The organism is Pseudoalteromonas sp. B62, assembly GCF_037162565.1.
GTDB classification, from domain to species: domain Bacteria; phylum Pseudomonadota; class Gammaproteobacteria; order Enterobacterales; family Alteromonadaceae; genus Pseudoalteromonas; species Pseudoalteromonas fuliginea.
The window spans coordinates 192662-207677 of the sequence record NZ_JARLVB010000001.1 but is presented as its reverse complement, the minus strand read 5'-3'; the positions used below and the strand labels follow the sequence as shown (position 1 = coordinate 207677).

At 37.2% G+C, this 15016-nt stretch carries 14 protein-coding genes and 2 pseudogenes; 12 read left to right on the top strand and 4 right to left on the bottom strand.

Annotation, left to right across the window (positions count from 1 at the left end; all coding sequences use genetic code 11):
• Positions 1 to 31: 31 nt before the first annotated feature.
• A complete protein-coding gene (locus tag P4S71_RS00810) occupies positions 32 to 1000 on the bottom strand; it encodes an integron integrase (RefSeq protein WP_337149848.1) in 969 nt (322 codons plus the stop codon).
• Between the two features lie 306 nt (positions 1001 to 1306).
• Between P4S71_RS00810 and P4S71_RS00805 the strand changes: the two genes are divergently transcribed.
• The 10 genes and pseudogenes from P4S71_RS00805 to P4S71_RS00760 all read left to right on the top strand — a co-directional run bounded on the left by P4S71_RS00805 (position 1307) and on the right by P4S71_RS00760 (position 9016).
• A complete protein-coding gene (locus tag P4S71_RS00805) occupies positions 1307 to 2140 on the top strand; it encodes a tyrosine-type recombinase/integrase (RefSeq protein WP_337149847.1) in 834 nt (277 codons plus the stop codon).
• The gene (locus P4S71_RS00800; protein ID WP_337149846.1) at positions 2137 to 3225 is read left to right on the top strand and encodes an IS91 family transposase; all 1089 of its coding nucleotides are present in this window, start codon (positions 2137 to 2139) and stop codon (positions 3223 to 3225) included. Before P4S71_RS00805 ends, P4S71_RS00800 begins: the two co-directional genes overlap by 4 nt.
• Positions 3226 to 3560: 335 nt before the next feature.
• Positions 3561 to 3926 (top strand): hypothetical protein, encoded by a 366-nt coding sequence (locus P4S71_RS00795; RefSeq protein WP_337149845.1) that lies wholly within the window; start codon positions 3561 to 3563, stop codon positions 3924 to 3926.
• Positions 3927 to 4455: 529 nt separating this feature from the next.
• Positions 4456 to 4860 carry a hypothetical protein gene (locus P4S71_RS00790; RefSeq protein WP_337149844.1) on the top strand — a complete coding sequence of 135 codons (405 nt, stop codon included), beginning with the start codon at positions 4456 to 4458 and terminating at the stop codon, positions 4858 to 4860.
• A 388-nt stretch (positions 4861 to 5248) separates the two neighbouring features.
• On the top strand, positions 5249 to 5575 hold the full coding sequence (locus P4S71_RS00785; RefSeq protein WP_337149843.1) for a hypothetical protein: 327 nt from the start codon (positions 5249 to 5251) through the stop codon (positions 5573 to 5575).
• A gap of 106 nt (positions 5576 to 5681) precedes the next feature.
• Positions 5682 to 6128, top strand: coding sequence for a hypothetical protein (locus P4S71_RS00780; protein ID WP_182672628.1), 447 nt, complete (start codon positions 5682 to 5684; stop codon positions 6126 to 6128).
• A gap of 107 nt (positions 6129 to 6235) precedes the next feature.
• Complete coding sequence (locus P4S71_RS00775; RefSeq protein WP_337149842.1) at positions 6236 to 7123, top strand: AbiTii domain-containing protein; 888 nt, start codon at positions 6236 to 6238, stop codon at positions 7121 to 7123.
• A gap of 111 nt (positions 7124 to 7234) precedes the next feature.
• Entirely contained in the window at positions 7235 to 7465 is a 231-nt protein-coding gene (locus P4S71_RS00770) for a hypothetical protein (protein ID WP_337149841.1), read from the top strand.
• A 363-nt stretch (positions 7466 to 7828) separates the two neighbouring features.
• Positions 7829 to 7936 (top strand): annotated as a pseudogene (locus P4S71_RS00765) (transposase); the annotation flags it as partial.
• A gap of 105 nt (positions 7937 to 8041) precedes the next feature.
• Positions 8042 to 9016, top strand: a complete 975-nt coding sequence (locus P4S71_RS00760; protein WP_337149840.1) for a transposase — start codon at positions 8042 to 8044, stop codon at positions 9014 to 9016.
• A 547-nt stretch (positions 9017 to 9563) separates the two neighbouring features.
• On the opposite strand, the gene P4S71_RS00755 is transcribed toward P4S71_RS00760, so the two are convergent.
• Entirely contained in the window at positions 9564 to 9938 is a 375-nt protein-coding gene (locus P4S71_RS00755; RefSeq protein WP_337149839.1) for a hypothetical protein, read from the bottom strand.
• Between the two features lie 24 nt (positions 9939 to 9962).
• On the opposite strand from P4S71_RS00755, the gene P4S71_RS00750 reads away from it, so the two are divergent.
• Entirely contained in the window at positions 9963 to 11060 is a 1098-nt protein-coding gene (locus P4S71_RS00750; protein WP_096792602.1) for an ISAs1-like element ISPsesp1 family transposase, read from the top strand.
• Here the strand turns inward: P4S71_RS00750 and P4S71_RS00745 are convergent.
• Together P4S71_RS00745 and P4S71_RS00740 are read right to left on the bottom strand one after the other, a co-directional pair.
• Positions 10992 to 11660, bottom strand: a complete 669-nt coding sequence (locus tag P4S71_RS00745) for a hypothetical protein (protein ID WP_337149838.1) — start codon at positions 11658 to 11660, stop codon at positions 10992 to 10994. The genes P4S71_RS00750 and P4S71_RS00745 overlap by 69 nt on opposite strands.
• Positions 11661 to 12765: 1105 nt before the next feature.
• Entirely contained in the window at positions 12766 to 14025 is a 1260-nt protein-coding gene (locus tag P4S71_RS00740; RefSeq protein WP_337119945.1) for an IS4 family transposase, read from the bottom strand.
• 92 nt (positions 14026 to 14117) lie between these two features.
• Here P4S71_RS00740 and P4S71_RS00735 point away from each other — a divergent pair.
• A pseudogene (locus P4S71_RS00735) lies at positions 14118 to 15011 on the top strand (phosphotransferase); the annotation flags it as partial.
• Positions 15012 to 15016: the final 5 nt, after the last annotated feature.

The following is a 15016-nucleotide window of genomic DNA, read 5'->3' as shown; positions in this document are numbered from 1 at the left end:
TATGTATGCGTAGAGGACTAAAAAGAGACGCTTATAATCTTGAAAAAGGGCTGATAACCCCGTTAGCACCTTGTTGTAGTACATGGGTATAAATTTGTGTAGTTTTAACATCAGAATGGCCAAGCTGAGCTTGAACAGTTCTTATATCGGCGCCATTTTGCAGTAGATGAGTAGCAAAAGAGTGTCTTAATGTATGAGGTGTTATTATTTTTGTTAACCCTGATTTTTGGACGGCTTTTTTAACCTCTTTTCTAATACAAGAGTGATGAAAATGATGTCGCCTTATTTCACCACTTTGAGGATCTGAACTTAATATATGAGAAGGAAATAAATATTGCCACGCAAGCGATTTTGCGGCACTTGGATATTTTTTTGTTAAAGCATATGGCATCCATACGCCAGAATATTTCGTATTATTTAAATCCAGTTTTAAATAGTCATCAACGTTCAAAATTTGATTTCTCAGTATAGGAATTAGCTCTGTGGCCAGCGTAACAATGCGGTGTTTATTACCTTTTCCATTCCATACTTGAATGCATTTATAATCAAAATCAATATCTTTTACTCTTAATTGCACCGCTTCCATTACTCTTAAGCCACTTCCATACATAAGGGCTGCAATTAAATAATAGCGCTTATTTAAATGAGCCATCAACATTTTAACTTCCTCTGGGGTCATCACGACAGGGAGCTTTGCTTGTTTTTTACTACGGGCAAAATTTAAATTTAATGAGAGTTCTTTTTTTATTATGTGCTTGTATAAAAATGACAATGAATTGAGTGCGGTGGCTTGCGTACGTGGTGCAACGTTTTGCTTTAACACTAAATGTTCTAAATAGCGCTCGACTTCGTTGTCTCCCATTGATGCGGGGTGGCGCTTATTATGAAAATGGATATAAGATGCAATCCATCTTAGGTAGGTATCTACGGTGCGTAATGAATATTGACGAACTAGCATATATTCAGCTATGTAATTTAAAAATGGGGAACGTGTTTTCATATTACCACCAATAACAGTGCTGTATTTATATACAGTATAGTTGTGCTGCTCCCATATTCAAGAAAATGAGCGACGAGCGCATTTTGTCTTTTATTGAGAGTTTGAGTGCTAATAAAAAATTATATGTAGCAATGTGTTAAGTTATTTGTTAAAAAAGAATTATTGAATACATGAGCGTGACATTGGCAGATATATGCGCGATGAGCGCACTATAAAATTGTTGAACTAAGCCGCTACGCGGAGATCCTATTCTGACCATTTGAGCCACACTTACCTTGGGGTTATCCCATAACTTGGAGGTAAGTCATGAATACACTCATTGAACAAGTCAAAACTGAAATAGCCTATCGTGGTTATTCGCAAAGTACATGTAAAAGCTACTGTGAACATTTACTAAAACTCAGTCATTATTTTAATAAACCGCTCGATTCGATTACTGATGAGGAACTTAACGCCTTTTTTAACGATCCTGCGATTCGTAAACTTTCTAGAGCAAGCCAAAAAATACAGATAAACAGTATTTGGTTCTTGTTTAAGAATATTTTACATCAGCCACTTAACTTAGATATTGTACTGCCAAAAGTAAAACTTCGCGCACCCACGTATTTATCGCGCGATGACATGCGACGGCTTATAGAAAGTTGCACCGATATGCGCTTAAAAACATTGATAGTGGTGTGTTATGGATGTGGTTTGCGTATTGGCGAACTGCTGCGCATCAAAGTGCAAGATATCGATGGACAGCGTAAAACCATTTTAATTGAACAGGGTAAAGGAGATAAGTCACGTTATGTTGTTGTATCAGATAGCGTGCTAAATCAATTACGTCGCTATTGGAAAATGTATCACCCAACAGGCTGGATGTTTTATTCACGATGGTTAATGGATAAACCTATGTCACCTTCAAGCTTCAGAAAGGCATTGAAAAAACATGCACAAATGTGTGGTTTAAAACACTGTAATCCACATGCACTACGCCATGCTTATGCAACACACCAACTTGAATCAGGTATGCCACTTCATCAACTGCAACATCAGCTTGGTCACAGTGATATTAAAACCACACAAAGTTACTTACATTGGTTACCTGAATTAGGGCATGGCGGCATTGATTTACTTGCGAGCTGGAGTAAACAATGAGCGCTTTACACCTCGCTGATATTTTAAACTCGAATCTTGAGAATTATCGCCAGCATCATACGATGAGCTATCAACAACTGCGTGTCTGTCAGCACCTTCAATCATGCAGAACGGGTCAGCTCGGTTACCAAGCATGGCAATGTGATAACTGTGGTGAGTCACAAAAGATTGGATGTAGCTGTCGAGACCGTCATTGTCCGCGTTGCCAAGGCATGGCTACGGCTAAGTGGGTGCAAAGGCAGCAAGAGGATTTATTACCGTGTCGGTATTTCCACCTTGTTTTTACGCTCCCCCATGAGTTAAATGTCATTGCGCACTACAACCCAAACGCGTTGTATCATTGTTTATTTAAAGCCGCATGGCAAACGCTGAACAAATTCGCGAAACGAAAGAGGCATGGTCAGTTAGGCATGACAAGCGTACTGCATACATGGGGGCAAAACTTAAGTCAGCATATCCACTTGCATTGTTTGATACCCGCAGGTGCACTTGAAAAAACGCACTGGCATGAAATAGAAAAAGGCTATTTATACCCCGTGAAAGCGTTATCAACAGTCTTTAGAGGTAAAATGCTGGCGGCGTTAAATGAATGCGATAGTTCATTTACGAAGATAAACATGCCAACCAAATGGTGTGTTTATAGCAAAGCCTGTTTAACGTACAGTGAAAATTTAGTTAGCTACCTTGCTCGCTATACCCGAAAAGGCGTAATGTCAGAATCACGTTTAGTGAGAGCAAATAAACAAACTGTGAGTTTTAAATACCGAGATTATGCAGATAAGAACCGCGATAAAGTAATGACACTGAGCTGTGATGAATTTTTACGGCGTTACTTACAACATGTATTGCCGAAAGGGTTTATGCGCATTCGTCACTATGGTTTTTTAGCTAATGCATGTCGCAAGCGAAAGTTAGCACTAATAAGGTCACAAGAATCACACATAGGTAAAGTGGAGAAGCTAAAGACAGAAAACGTAACACTGATACCGCATTGGCCTTGCCAGCATTGTAAGGCAGGTACCTTACGATTTATTGGTGTGATGAATTTAGATGAGGCGACAAATAAAATAGCGCGAACGAGTTAGCAGCCTTGCTTGCTGCATCAAATTAATAAGTTAACCTGCTTAATTGCTCAGGCTAATAGCGACTGTGCGAGCGAAAAATATCCTTGCTTAACGGTTAAACATTCGGTTTAATGAATAGATAATAAACGCTGAGCAATGCAGGGAAAGCTTAAATTATAATAGGTAAGCTTATTAAATTAGCTGATTTAGCTAGAGCCTCTAAAAAACAAATTCCCATAGCATAAACAACACCAACTCTATACACCGAGCAGGTAGCGCCTCAGTCCAACAAGCGATTATGCAACACAAACTGCGTGTCGCATAAATACTAAAATGTTATGTTCTTGGAGAAAAAATTGAAAATTCGAGTTTTAATAATTACTTTGACTTGGCTTTCCATCTTTATAAGCGCATTGGCTAGTGCGGCGGATAATAAAGTAGAGCTAGAGGTGTTGGTAAGTAACTACGAAGAGCTAGCAGTAGATGCCAAAAATTGTACAGATTCATGCAATCAGAAATCGGCACCATGTACTCGGTTTATTGAAATATTCAATACCGGGGAAATTAACAATATAATTAAATCATTTGGCAATAATGTGAGTCGCTATTTTAGTATCGATCAAGAACTGACACTTAGGGGTGTTACCGCAGTAGGACACATTGCTGATACCTTAGGCTTTTTATTCGAAAAACAAACTCCAAAATTGCAAAAACGAACATAACAAGAATTTCAAGCAGGACAAAATACAGTTGGCTTTTTGTTCACTACGTTCACCTATTTTAGCCAACTATATTTTGCCTCTTAAATGGGCGTTAGGTAACTCAATCGGCTATGCGTAAACTAATAGAAGGAGCGCTATCGTTACTCACTTGTATTTGGCTAATTTATATTGGTATTACGAAAGGCGAAACATCTTTCAAACATTTTACAATTAATGTAGAAAGTGAGCCTTTCGAGTTTTATTTAGTAATAATATTGTATATGTTGCTTGTGGTTTCCTTAATCGCTTACGCTATAAATTCTGTAAGGAGAATACCGAAAGCTCCAAAAATAAAGAGGCCTCCTAGAAGCTTTGATAGAAATGTAGTGCAAAAGCGCAGAAGAAGAAAAAAGCGTAAATAGTTACCTAACAAGCCAATTAAGCAGGACTAAAAACAGTTTGCTCGGTTTCGCTTCGCTACACATTTTAGCAAACAATTTTTAGCCCCTTATTGGGGCGTTATGTTTTTATCCAACAAGGAGTAGTTTTCATGAAATTTATTACCGTAAGTTTAGCTTTCTTATGTATAGCGGGATGTTCATCTGTAGAGAACAATGTCGATACTAGAGTAAAAAACTTACATAAAATTGTGGCTGTAGCAAATACAGATTTAGACAAAAATGGCGATACGTGCGCCGATGCAACAGGTATTGTTGAAATATTACATAATAAGATAGTCGGTTCAGCTAGAGATACTTTTGGTCGTGGTTATACCGTTTCAGGAACTATTGATGCTAATAATCAGGTTGCCGGAGGATTTGCAATCACGATAATTACCGCCGTTGACTACAATGGTGTAATGTCAAACACTGGAAATAAAGCTAATGGTACTTGGAAAGATTTATATAATTGTAGCGGTACTTGGCAGTCTCAAAAAATTGAAAACGGGTCATAAAAAAACATAACAAGAAATTAAACAAGGACAAAAAACAGTTGGCTTTTTGTTCACTCCGTTCACTTATTTTAGCCAACCATTTTTTGCCTGTTAATTAGGCGTTAGTTCTCTAGGGTAGAATCGTGGATAAATCGATATTAGTATTTGGAACCTTATTTGCAGCCACTATGGCTGGAATTTTTCTCTTTTTAACTTAATCAATAATAAAGAGCAAAAAGTATCGGAGTTCCGCCAAGCATGGATAGATGGGTTAAGAAATGAAGTAACAACTATTGTTGCGAGTCTCTATTATATTTCATATTACTATTCAACTCGGACTCAACAAGCACCTTCAAAACCAGATGACATACAAGAGTCCCATAAAGAATACGTAAAATCTTGTACATCAATGCTAACTCGCATAAATGCACAAGATCCAGATGAGGCTTTGAGAGAAAAGAATCAAGCTTTTCTAGATTCACTAAACAATATCCAAATTGCATTTAATGCTAACAAGTACAATGATGCCGCTTTGCTATCTAAAAATTTAATTGACGATTCAAAGCCTTTATTAAAAGCAGAATGGGAACGAGTAAAAGCTGGAGAAAAGTCATACCGTAGAACAAAGTGGTTGGCTGGCGGTCTTTCTATGTTTGGCGCAATATTGGCTTTAATATTCTTAATTGCAAATTACAAATTGACAGGTTCATTTACTGTCGAGAAACTAACAAGTTAATAAACAAGGACAAAAAACAGTTGGCTTTTGCTCCTTCGTCGCTAATTTTAGCCAACTATTTTATTGCCTGTTATTAAGGCGTTATGTGTAAATGGAAGTTAGGTGAATGAATTCTAGTTTTGACCAATATATTTCTAATCTAAATTCAAATAAGGATATTTATCCAAATGAATTATTTGAATTCGCTTCAAATAGTGAGCGATATGAATTAAACCACCCTCAATCTCTTCATGATTCGTGGGTAACATCGATTACTATCGCTGAAAATAGAAATAAAATCCGCCCATTTGAACCATCATTATCTATTGTTTTAAATTTACTCGGTCAGCAACATGATCGTGATATTGTACTTAACTATTTTAATGTTAAGTCATATGAAATCTTGGGTTCTGAAAACCCATTTAATTATGGTGACACATTTCATGGTGATGTATTAACACATGAAATATCTATTGTTGACGGTTTATTCCAACATGTTTTAGAACTTCGTTCAGGCTCTACTTTTAAAGTTATCTTTAGTGAATTCAGCTGTTTGGAGCAAGTTTACACATAACAAGCCAATTAAGCGGGACTGCTAACAGTTTGCTCGGTTCCGCTTCGCTACACATTTTAGCAAACTATTATCAGCCCCTTATTGGGGCGTTAAATTTACGAGGATATATGAGTTCAATAATCTTAGAATTGCAAGCAGACGCAATGAATGACAATATTTCAATTCAATCCTTACTCCGCAAGGCGTTTGCTGTTGCCATAAAACTGTCAATTGAAGACTCAAGACAGTGGATTGAAGCTGAAATGAATGGGTATAACTCAGGTAGTGAAGTGCCAATGTATCGACGCATAAAAGGTGCATTACAGGCTATAAATCCGGTCCGAGGTCCAATTCCAGTTCAAGTTGGTGACAACGAAATAGAAGATACTCTATCTGTGTTTCACTTTCGTCAGTCAATAGCTGAAATAGAAGGGATTATTTCTAAACATGGGAAAGGTTTCTTAATTCCCTTTACCGGTTCTCAACTGTCATCGTTGCAAGAATTTTTTCAGGTTGAGTATCAATTTCGTCTTAGCTTTTCAGCAACGTCATTGGTCCCTGTTGTAGACAATGTTCGTAACACAATTTTGCAATGGGCTCTGAAATTAGAGCAAGAAGGTGTAACTGGCGAAGGGCTTAGTTTCAGTCATGAAGAAGTTAAAAAGGCACATATGAGTACAAATATAAATATAAAGAACTTTCAAGGTGTATTAGGTGACGTTACTGATAGTGAGCTTACTCAAGATTTAGAAATGACTATTAGTGAGTCTAATAATTTTGAGGAGCTAGCAGAGTATCTGTCTAAGCATAATGTCCCTGAAAACGATATAGCAGAACTAAAGCATGCAATAGACAATGATGGCACAATTAGTCCTAAAGGTCAGTTTGGTACCAATGTAAGTTCTTGGATTGGTAATATGTGCTCTAAAGCTGCGAGTGGTGGCTGGGCTATATCTTTGGCAACTGCTGCTAATGTATTAGGTGCAGGCATCACCAAATTTTACGGTTTATCGTAGCAGTAAATTTAACAAGACCTTCAAACGGACAAAAAACAGCTGGCTTTTGCTCGTTCCTCGCTAATTTTAGCCAGCTATTTTATTGCCGCTTAAGGTGGCGTTAGGTTTCTAATGGAAATAGTCTTAATTCGGCATGGTAAGCCGACCGGTGCAATTTATCCTCGCGTTTCCGCGAGTGGTTTTACTGATTGGGTTAGGAAATACGATCAATCAGGTATTGTTGCTGGTAATCTACCTGAACTTGATGAAATGAATAAATATGAGAATCACTATATTGTATCTAGTGATTTAAAAAGAGCAGTTGAATCCGCACAAATTTGTTTTAATAAACAAATAAACTAGACACCCATCCTAAATTTTGCAGTAATGATGGTGCCACAATTGAGCAATGCGAAGAAATAAGAAATGAAGCGAAGTTTGCTTTATCGCTTACAGCAGAGTCAGCAGATAAAGACTTCATAGAGCAGTTTTTGCAAAAGCTAGCTCAGTATAAAACGAGACTTAACAAGTCAAATCAATCAGACGCATAAACGGCTGTCATTGTTTTTGCTAAAAGAAAAAGCCTGTAAAAACAACGCCATCCTATGCGCTGTTGTTTGAGGCGTTAGCTTTATAGGAAATAAACTAGACACCCATCCTAAATTTTGCACTTTTCAAAATTAAAGGCTAGCCTTTAATTAGTACAAAAAACAAGCAGGGTGTCTTATGGCAATTGCAAGAAAACGACAAGTAAGTTTGGTTGATACAAAATACTACCACTGTATTTCGCGTTGCGTGCGCCGTGCATTTTTATGTGGCGAAGACCGTTTTACAAGAAATAAACTAGACACCCATCCTAAATTTTCCCATCCTAAATTTTGCACTTTTCAAAATTAAAGGCTAGCCTTTAATTAGTACAAAAAACAAGCAGGGTGTCTTATGGCAATTGCAAGAAAACGACAAGTAAGTTTGGTTGATACAAAATACTACCACTGTATTTCGCGTTGCGTGCGCCGTGCATTTTTATGTGGCGAAGACCGTTTTACTGGTCAATCTTACGAGCATCGACGAGGGTGGGTTAAAGATAAGCTGCTTGAATTAGCGAAGGTATTTTGTATTGATGTATGTGCTTACGCTGTTATGAGTAATCACACCCACTTAGTACTGTATGTTGATGATAAAAAAGCGAATCGATTAAACGATAAAGCGATTATCATTCGCTGGCATAAGATCTGTAAAGGTACTGTACTTACGCAAAAATACATACAGGGTGAAAAGCTAAGTAAAGCCGAACTTATCTTTTTCAATCAAACAGTAAACGACTACCGCGAGCGCCTATCAAGTATTAGCTGGTTTATGCGGTTGTTAAATGAAAACATTGCGCGCAGAGCAAATAAAGAAGATAACTGCACAGGACGGTTCTGGGAAGGCAGATTCACATCACAAGCATTATTAGATGAAGCAGCACTTGCCGCTTGTATGGCGTATGTCGATTTAAACCCAATTAGAGCTAAAATGGCTAAAACGCCTGAGGAATCAGACCACACCAGCGTTAAACAACGACTAACATACGCAAAAGAAGGCAAACAACCAAAACAACTACTGCGCTTTGCAGGAATGCCACGTCAGATAATGCCAAAAGGACTCCCGTTTGAGCTTAAATCGTACCTTGAACTTGTTGAATTAACAGGGCGTTGTATACGAGAGGATAAACGCGGTTATATTAAAAGTACACACTTACCCTTACTCGAAAGAGTTAATATTTCCCCCGAAAACTGGTTAAAGCTTACAACCCAATTTACGCGCGTATTTCATGGCGCAGTAGGCAGGCCAGCCTCACAAAAAAGTTATTGTGAAAACTTAAAGCGAAAGCGGCGAGCGAATATCAGTAACTGCGAAAAGCTATTGGCATAAAACTTAAACTACTCAGTAAAACTATTCAGTAATAAATCACAACTGCACCATGCAGTTATTTTCATGGGCCGAATTTAGGTTTAAGCGTGCTAATTTTTTTATGGATGAAATGTAAGTAATCGAGTAGTAAAAGATAAATTCTTAACCAACAAATTAAATTTAATGGCAACGTTTTGTTTGTTTAATTATAGTGGCTGTCTATTTTAACTTTAACTGATTAAAGTAGCTTCATAGTTTAGCTGTAGTTTAAAATGGCGATAATTTTAATCTTTTTTAAATTTAGCTGCTGGTAATATAATAACTATTCCCGCCCATATCCCCCAGAAAAATATAGCAGGAAAAATGTCACTGATAAAATAGGACATACTTGTATAGTATCCTTCAGGCGCTGATGAATCTGAAGAAACAAAAAACACACCTATAGGTTTAAGGTAGGCAGGATAATGCGAATTGGATTGAAAAATCATACTAATATAAGGCCATACGAGTAACCAATAGATAGATCCAGAAATCTTATTAAACAATATCCGTTTTAATTTACTTTTACTTATGAACATTTATAATTTTCCGTACTAGGTAGGTTTTTTTGTGCTAACCACTTTGCTTTATATGCTCCCCAACCAGCTAGTGAATCTTTATTTTGAGAAACCGATTGTAACCCCCAAATAATCAACTCTTGTGTTGCTTTTACAGCTAGTTTACCTGAATTAGTATTCAAAGACCCTGAGTGTATATCACCTTTGGAGTGTGGAGTAATTGTGTCTATTGGTGAACCATGTTTCTGCTTATCATAATCAAATATTTTAATGATTGGATGGGGGTGGTTAGCTTCTGCAGCATCAACACCACTGATCATAGCTTCTTTTCTGCACAGGGCGGGATCACACTTTGTAAATAAACAAATTTTATGATCTAATACCATAAATTTAATCACCTTAAACTTATTATGTCACTCTTCTCACATTTAGAACTCGTCAAAGATAATCGTTCACATATAAATCAACACCATAACTTAGTTGATGTGCTTTTTCTTATTATTACTGCCGTTACATCAGGGTGTGAAAACTGGCAAGATATTGAAGTCTATGGCGAAAGTAAGCTTAATTGGTTAAGAGGATTTCGTTCTTTCAAAAATGGCATACCCACTCGACATAGTATTGCTCGGATTTTTAGAACCGTTGATACTGACTCATTACTACTCGCGATGTATAGCTGGGTCAATCAAAACCGCGTTAAATCAGCGCATCCTGTCATTGCCTTCGATGGCAAAACTATTCGCGGAGCAAGTAAACACATTGCTGATAAATTACACCTCGTCTCAGCATTTGATTGTGAGGCAGGTCTCACATTATTCCACCAAACAGTTGGCAGTAAGACGAATGAAATACCGGCAGTTCGGGATTTATTGAAAATACTCGATATCAATAACACCGTCATTACACTTGATGCTTTGCACTGCCAAAAAGAAACGCTAAAACAGCTAATTAGCAGACATGCAGATTATCTAGTGCAAGCAAAGGGTAATCAAAAGAAACTTTATAGCGCGATTCAAGATGCATTTACACACCAGTATGAATCTGAAAACTCAGAGATACTTAGTCATGTAACACAAGATGCAGGGCATGGGCGAAAAGAAGTACGCACGATAGATTGTCTTGATGCGCGTTTATTACCGAGTGAAATTAAAGAGAGCTGGCCATCAGTTAGGACAATCGTTGCGGTGCAGCGAGAGCGAACGAAGGGTAATAGAACGAGTATTGACACACATTACTACCTAACATCGTTGACAGACAATATATTGATAAGTAAAGCAATAAGACAACATTGGCTGATAGAAAATCAGCAACACTGGATACTGGATGTCGTATTTAAAGAAGATGCCTGTCAAATAAATGAGCCATTAAGTGCGCAACATATGGCACTATTTAGACGCGTCGTTAGGAACATGATAAAGCAGCATACGAAAAGCAAGGGGTCAATAAGAAGTAAGTGTGTAAGAGCTTGTTATGATGATGCTTTTAGAGAAGAACTTCTTTTTGGTTAACATTTTTAACAAAGTATGCTCGCGCCCTGCTTTTCTGCATTTGATTTGATATATAGCTTTTTCACTTCTTACTGTATGGGCTGGAGAAAATGAATCTTGTAATGCGTGTAAAGCCAAAGCTAAATGTTTTACCCCGTACCTCCTAGTTTGAAAAGTTACATTTTCATTATCATTTTGAAGCTGTTTTAAAATATTAACTTTTTGCTTACACTCAATCACCCATCGATCCATCTTCTCCTTAATGAACACACAGCCATTAATGTATGAGTCATATTCGGTTTCATTAGAAGATTTCATGAAGTGATAACGCTGGCCAGTTGGAGCTTCATGTGTCCAACTTTCATCAAAATCAACCGCTGCGATTCGTCTTGCAAGATTTTTTCTAGGATCGAAAGCGTTAAAATTATATGCTCTAAGGTTGACCATGTAGGCAATAAATGCAGAGATAAAATCAGCTCGATTTGAAACTTCGGGGTTGCTCCACTGATAAGTCCCATTTACGAATATTGGAAGGCTACAGAGTTTCCTTTCCACTTGACAGTTTTTTTGCATTTGAGTAATTGCTTCTACAGATATCTTTATATGTCCATCGGCTTTCATTTGCGATTCCTTTGCTTTATGTTTCTTTAGAAAAAAGAGGTAAGCATCCTGTAGAATAAACTTACTTCTTTCCTGCTTGATTTTTAGCCAGTTGATATTAAGTCAGGCTTATAGTTTATGTCAATGCCCATCAGTATAATTAGGAGCACAGGCGTTACTAGAACACGTTATCCGAGCAGACGCTGCATTGCTTTATACAAGTTATACTTTGGCTATGTCTAACTTTGACTAAATATTAATAAAACAAATTAACATGACACATATGGACGCTCCCTTGAAGTCAAGACGAGCCGATGTATAAACATCTAAGTTTTTGCTTTTGTTAATTATCATGTATCCCATTTCCCAGTAATGATGCGTCACAAGCTTGCTAAAAAACAAAGATAAATAAGCCAGACGCCCATCCTAAATTTTGCATTTTTAGAAACAAGTTGTATAGATAAATTAAGATGGGTGTCAGTCAAAAAGAAATGTTCTTTAGAAAAAAGAGGTAAGCATCCTGTAGAATAAATTTACTTCTTTCCTGCTTGATTTTTAGCCAGTTGATATTAAGTCAGGCTTATAGTTTATGTCAATGCCCATCAGTATAATTAGGAGCACAGGCGTTACTAGAACACGTTATCCGAGCAGACGCTGCATTGCTTTATACAAGTTATACTTTGGCTATGTCTAACTTTGACTAAATATTAATAAAACAAATTAACATGACACATATGGACGCTCCCTTGAAGTCAAGACGAGCCGATGTATAAACATCTAAGTTTTTGCTTTTGTTAATTATCATGTATCCCATTTCCCAGTAATGATGCGTCACAAGCTTGCTAAAAAACAAAGATAAATAAGCCAGACGCCCATCCTAAATTTTGCATTTTTAGAAACAAGTTGTATAGATAAATTAAGATGGGTGTCAGTCAAAAAGAAATGTATATTTTTGTTAAACCGTTCGGTTTTTATTAAGTAGTTTTATTAAAAACGCCCACTAATGTTAAACTACAAAAAATTTAATTATTTAATATTACCATGGCATTTTACATTCCTTTATTACAACCTCATTTTAAGCACATTGAAATTGGCGATACGTTAACATCCCTTCATAGCTTAGTTCTTAAGGAACACAGACCGTGTGACTTCCTATCTTAAAACGGCAAATATCATTGTTTTTCTCAATGCTTTGCCGCTTACAATTTACCGCTAGTAGCTCAAATACACGATGTATCTTATGGCTGCACCGTGTTTGTTCTATGCAATCCAGAATATCATCCAACCAAAGATAACTGCACTTACTCGCTCTAAATGTCGAGATCGCACACTTAAACATACCCGCTGCACTATGGCAGATAAAACGCTTGATAAGTGTTTGCAGTATGCTCAGCCAAACCAATGATTCGGCAATATGAGGATCTCGTGTGATGAACCCTTTAAGGTTATTCCATGACTTTAGTTCTTTGAAAAACAACTCAATTTGCCAACGAGTTGCATATATATCGAGTAGTTCGTCAAAGCTAAACTGTGCCTCTTTTAAATTAGTAACAAGGAAAACGGGGCGCTTTTCATTTGGTAAATAGATAAGCCTGTACTCGGGCCCATTTTTCTTCCAACGTACTGTTAATTCAAGTGGTTGGCTTGCGAATTTATCGAGTAACGTTTTGATTTTAATGTTCTTTTCCTTAAGTTCTATACCCGCGCAATAAGCTGATGTAACGATTGGGTTAATGTTTTTATTTGCTCTGATCAAAAAATATCCGCCATCTTGAGCTACTTGCTCAAAGTAATCTAAGTCAAAATACCCAGCATCAGCAAGTAATAACGTATCTTCAAGTGTGTGGCTACCTGGTAAAAAGGCGCGCTCAGTTTCAACATCAGGACGAATATCTATTTCGCAGGGTTGTTCATTAAATAGGTCATAGGTAACGTGCAACTCAATTGCGGCAGGACTTACAGCAGTAAAACGACCAGCAAAAACCTGCGCTAATTCATCATGTAGAGCAAATGAAGAACCATCTTGCAATAACACTCGCTGTATTCCTCGCTGGGTAAAAAAGGTTTTATCCAGCGTGTTTACAGTCAATTTAGACATCGCTTGAATAACGAGCTCACGGACAAGCTCAGTCAAGGCTGGTTTTCGAATTTGATTATGAAAGGGTTTATAACTTATCGTGCAATCAGCCTGCGTTCGCAAGTTTTGATGGATATCTGACAAGTTAGCGTCTTGCAGGCAAGATAAGCTTTTAAATACGGCTTTGAGCAGAGAAACGATCGACAGGCAACGGTGTCGAACTTGAAATCCAGAGGTTTTTGCAAGCTCAATGAGGTGTTTTTCTGAGATAAGGGCTTTTAATTGGTTTGAAACTTGGTTAATCTGCATGTGAACTCTGTTTTTAGTCATGTTTTTATTGGCGTAACTATTTGATCATTAACAGAGTTCAACTTCAAGTTTTCTTAAGATCCAACCTATGAACATCCCTTTGGAGTGGCTGTGGCAGTATTGTGCAGTGCCAGCTTGATGATGAGGCATGTGTTATTAAAGCGATTAAAATACCTAGCTATATAAACCATCCAAAAATTAAACAAAGCGAATTTGCACTTAAAAGAAAGCAGCATTCCTATAGCGTTGAATACACTTTTTATAAGCTTTATAGCCAGCATTTACCAGTACATGCGCAAAGTATTGAATGTATAAGCGCAATTAATAAAGATGATGAATACGCGCTGGTGTTTAAAGACTTTACCAAGCATGGGTTTACTCAAGCGAAAAGCGAACATATAAAAGCTATATTAAAGTGGCTTGCGCACTTTCATGCATTTAACCTAAACAAACCTGTTGACGGCTTGTGGCGGCAAGGCAATTATTGGCATTTAAGTACGCGGCCAGATGAGTTTAATAAATTAAAAACAAACGCGAATGAAAAGTCCGATATTAAAAATTTTGCACATAAAATAGATGAGGAACTACAAAGTTGTGCGTATAAAACGCTGATTCATGGCGATGCAAAACTTGCTAACTTTGCAGCAAATGAGCGCGATAAAATACTCGGTTATGATTTTCAGTATATAGGTGCAGGTAGTGGGATAATTGATGTAATGTGTTTTATGACCAGTTGCTTAAGTGATGCACAATTACACGAATGGGCTGAGGATTACCTTGTGTACTATTTTGATAATTTAAAGGCTGCTATTAATATTTATCACCCTACAGCACCAGCAGGTAAAATAGCTGACGATTGGCTCGTTTTATGGCCTGCGGCATGGGCTGACTTTTATCGGTTTTTAGTTGGCTGGAGTCCTGAACATCAAAAAATAAATAGCTATATGCTTAAGCAAGTAAATAACTGGTTAGCAGCTAATATTTAATAAAC

Excerpts from the sequence above, each read along its gene's own strand:
- P4S71_RS00810 (WP_337149848.1), bottom strand. The coding sequence starts at position 1,000 with ATGAAAACACGTTCCCCATTTTTAAATTACATAGCTGAATATATGCTA.
- P4S71_RS00770 (WP_337149841.1), top strand. The coding sequence starts at position 7,235 with ATGGAAATAGTCTTAATTCGGCATGGTAAGCCGACCGGTGCAATTTAT.
- P4S71_RS00755 (WP_337149839.1), bottom strand. The coding sequence starts at position 9,938 with ATGGTATTAGATCATAAAATTTGTTTATTTACAAAGTGTGATCCCGCC.
- P4S71_RS00750 (WP_096792602.1), top strand. The coding sequence starts at position 9,963 with ATGTCACTCTTCTCACATTTAGAACTCGTCAAAGATAATCGTTCACAT.
- P4S71_RS00775 (WP_337149842.1), top strand. The coding sequence starts at position 6,236 with ATGAGTTCAATAATCTTAGAATTGCAAGCAGACGCAATGAATGACAAT.
- P4S71_RS00780 (WP_182672628.1), top strand. The coding sequence starts at position 5,682 with ATGAATTCTAGTTTTGACCAATATATTTCTAATCTAAATTCAAATAAG.
- P4S71_RS00800 (WP_337149846.1), top strand. The coding sequence starts at position 2,137 with ATGAGCGCTTTACACCTCGCTGATATTTTAAACTCGAATCTTGAGAAT.
- P4S71_RS00745 (WP_337149838.1), bottom strand. The coding sequence starts at position 11,660 with ATGAAAGCCGATGGACATATAAAGATATCTGTAGAAGCAATTACTCAA.
- P4S71_RS00790 (WP_337149844.1), top strand. The coding sequence starts at position 4,456 with ATGAAATTTATTACCGTAAGTTTAGCTTTCTTATGTATAGCGGGATGT.
- P4S71_RS00760 (WP_337149840.1), top strand. The coding sequence starts at position 8,042 with ATGGCAATTGCAAGAAAACGACAAGTAAGTTTGGTTGATACAAAATAC.
- P4S71_RS00740 (WP_337119945.1), bottom strand. The coding sequence starts at position 14,025 with ATGCAGATTAACCAAGTTTCAAACCAATTAAAAGCCCTTATCTCAGAA.
- P4S71_RS00805 (WP_337149847.1), top strand. The coding sequence starts at position 1,307 with ATGAATACACTCATTGAACAAGTCAAAACTGAAATAGCCTATCGTGGT.
- P4S71_RS00785 (WP_337149843.1), top strand. The coding sequence starts at position 5,249 with ATGCTAACTCGCATAAATGCACAAGATCCAGATGAGGCTTTGAGAGAA.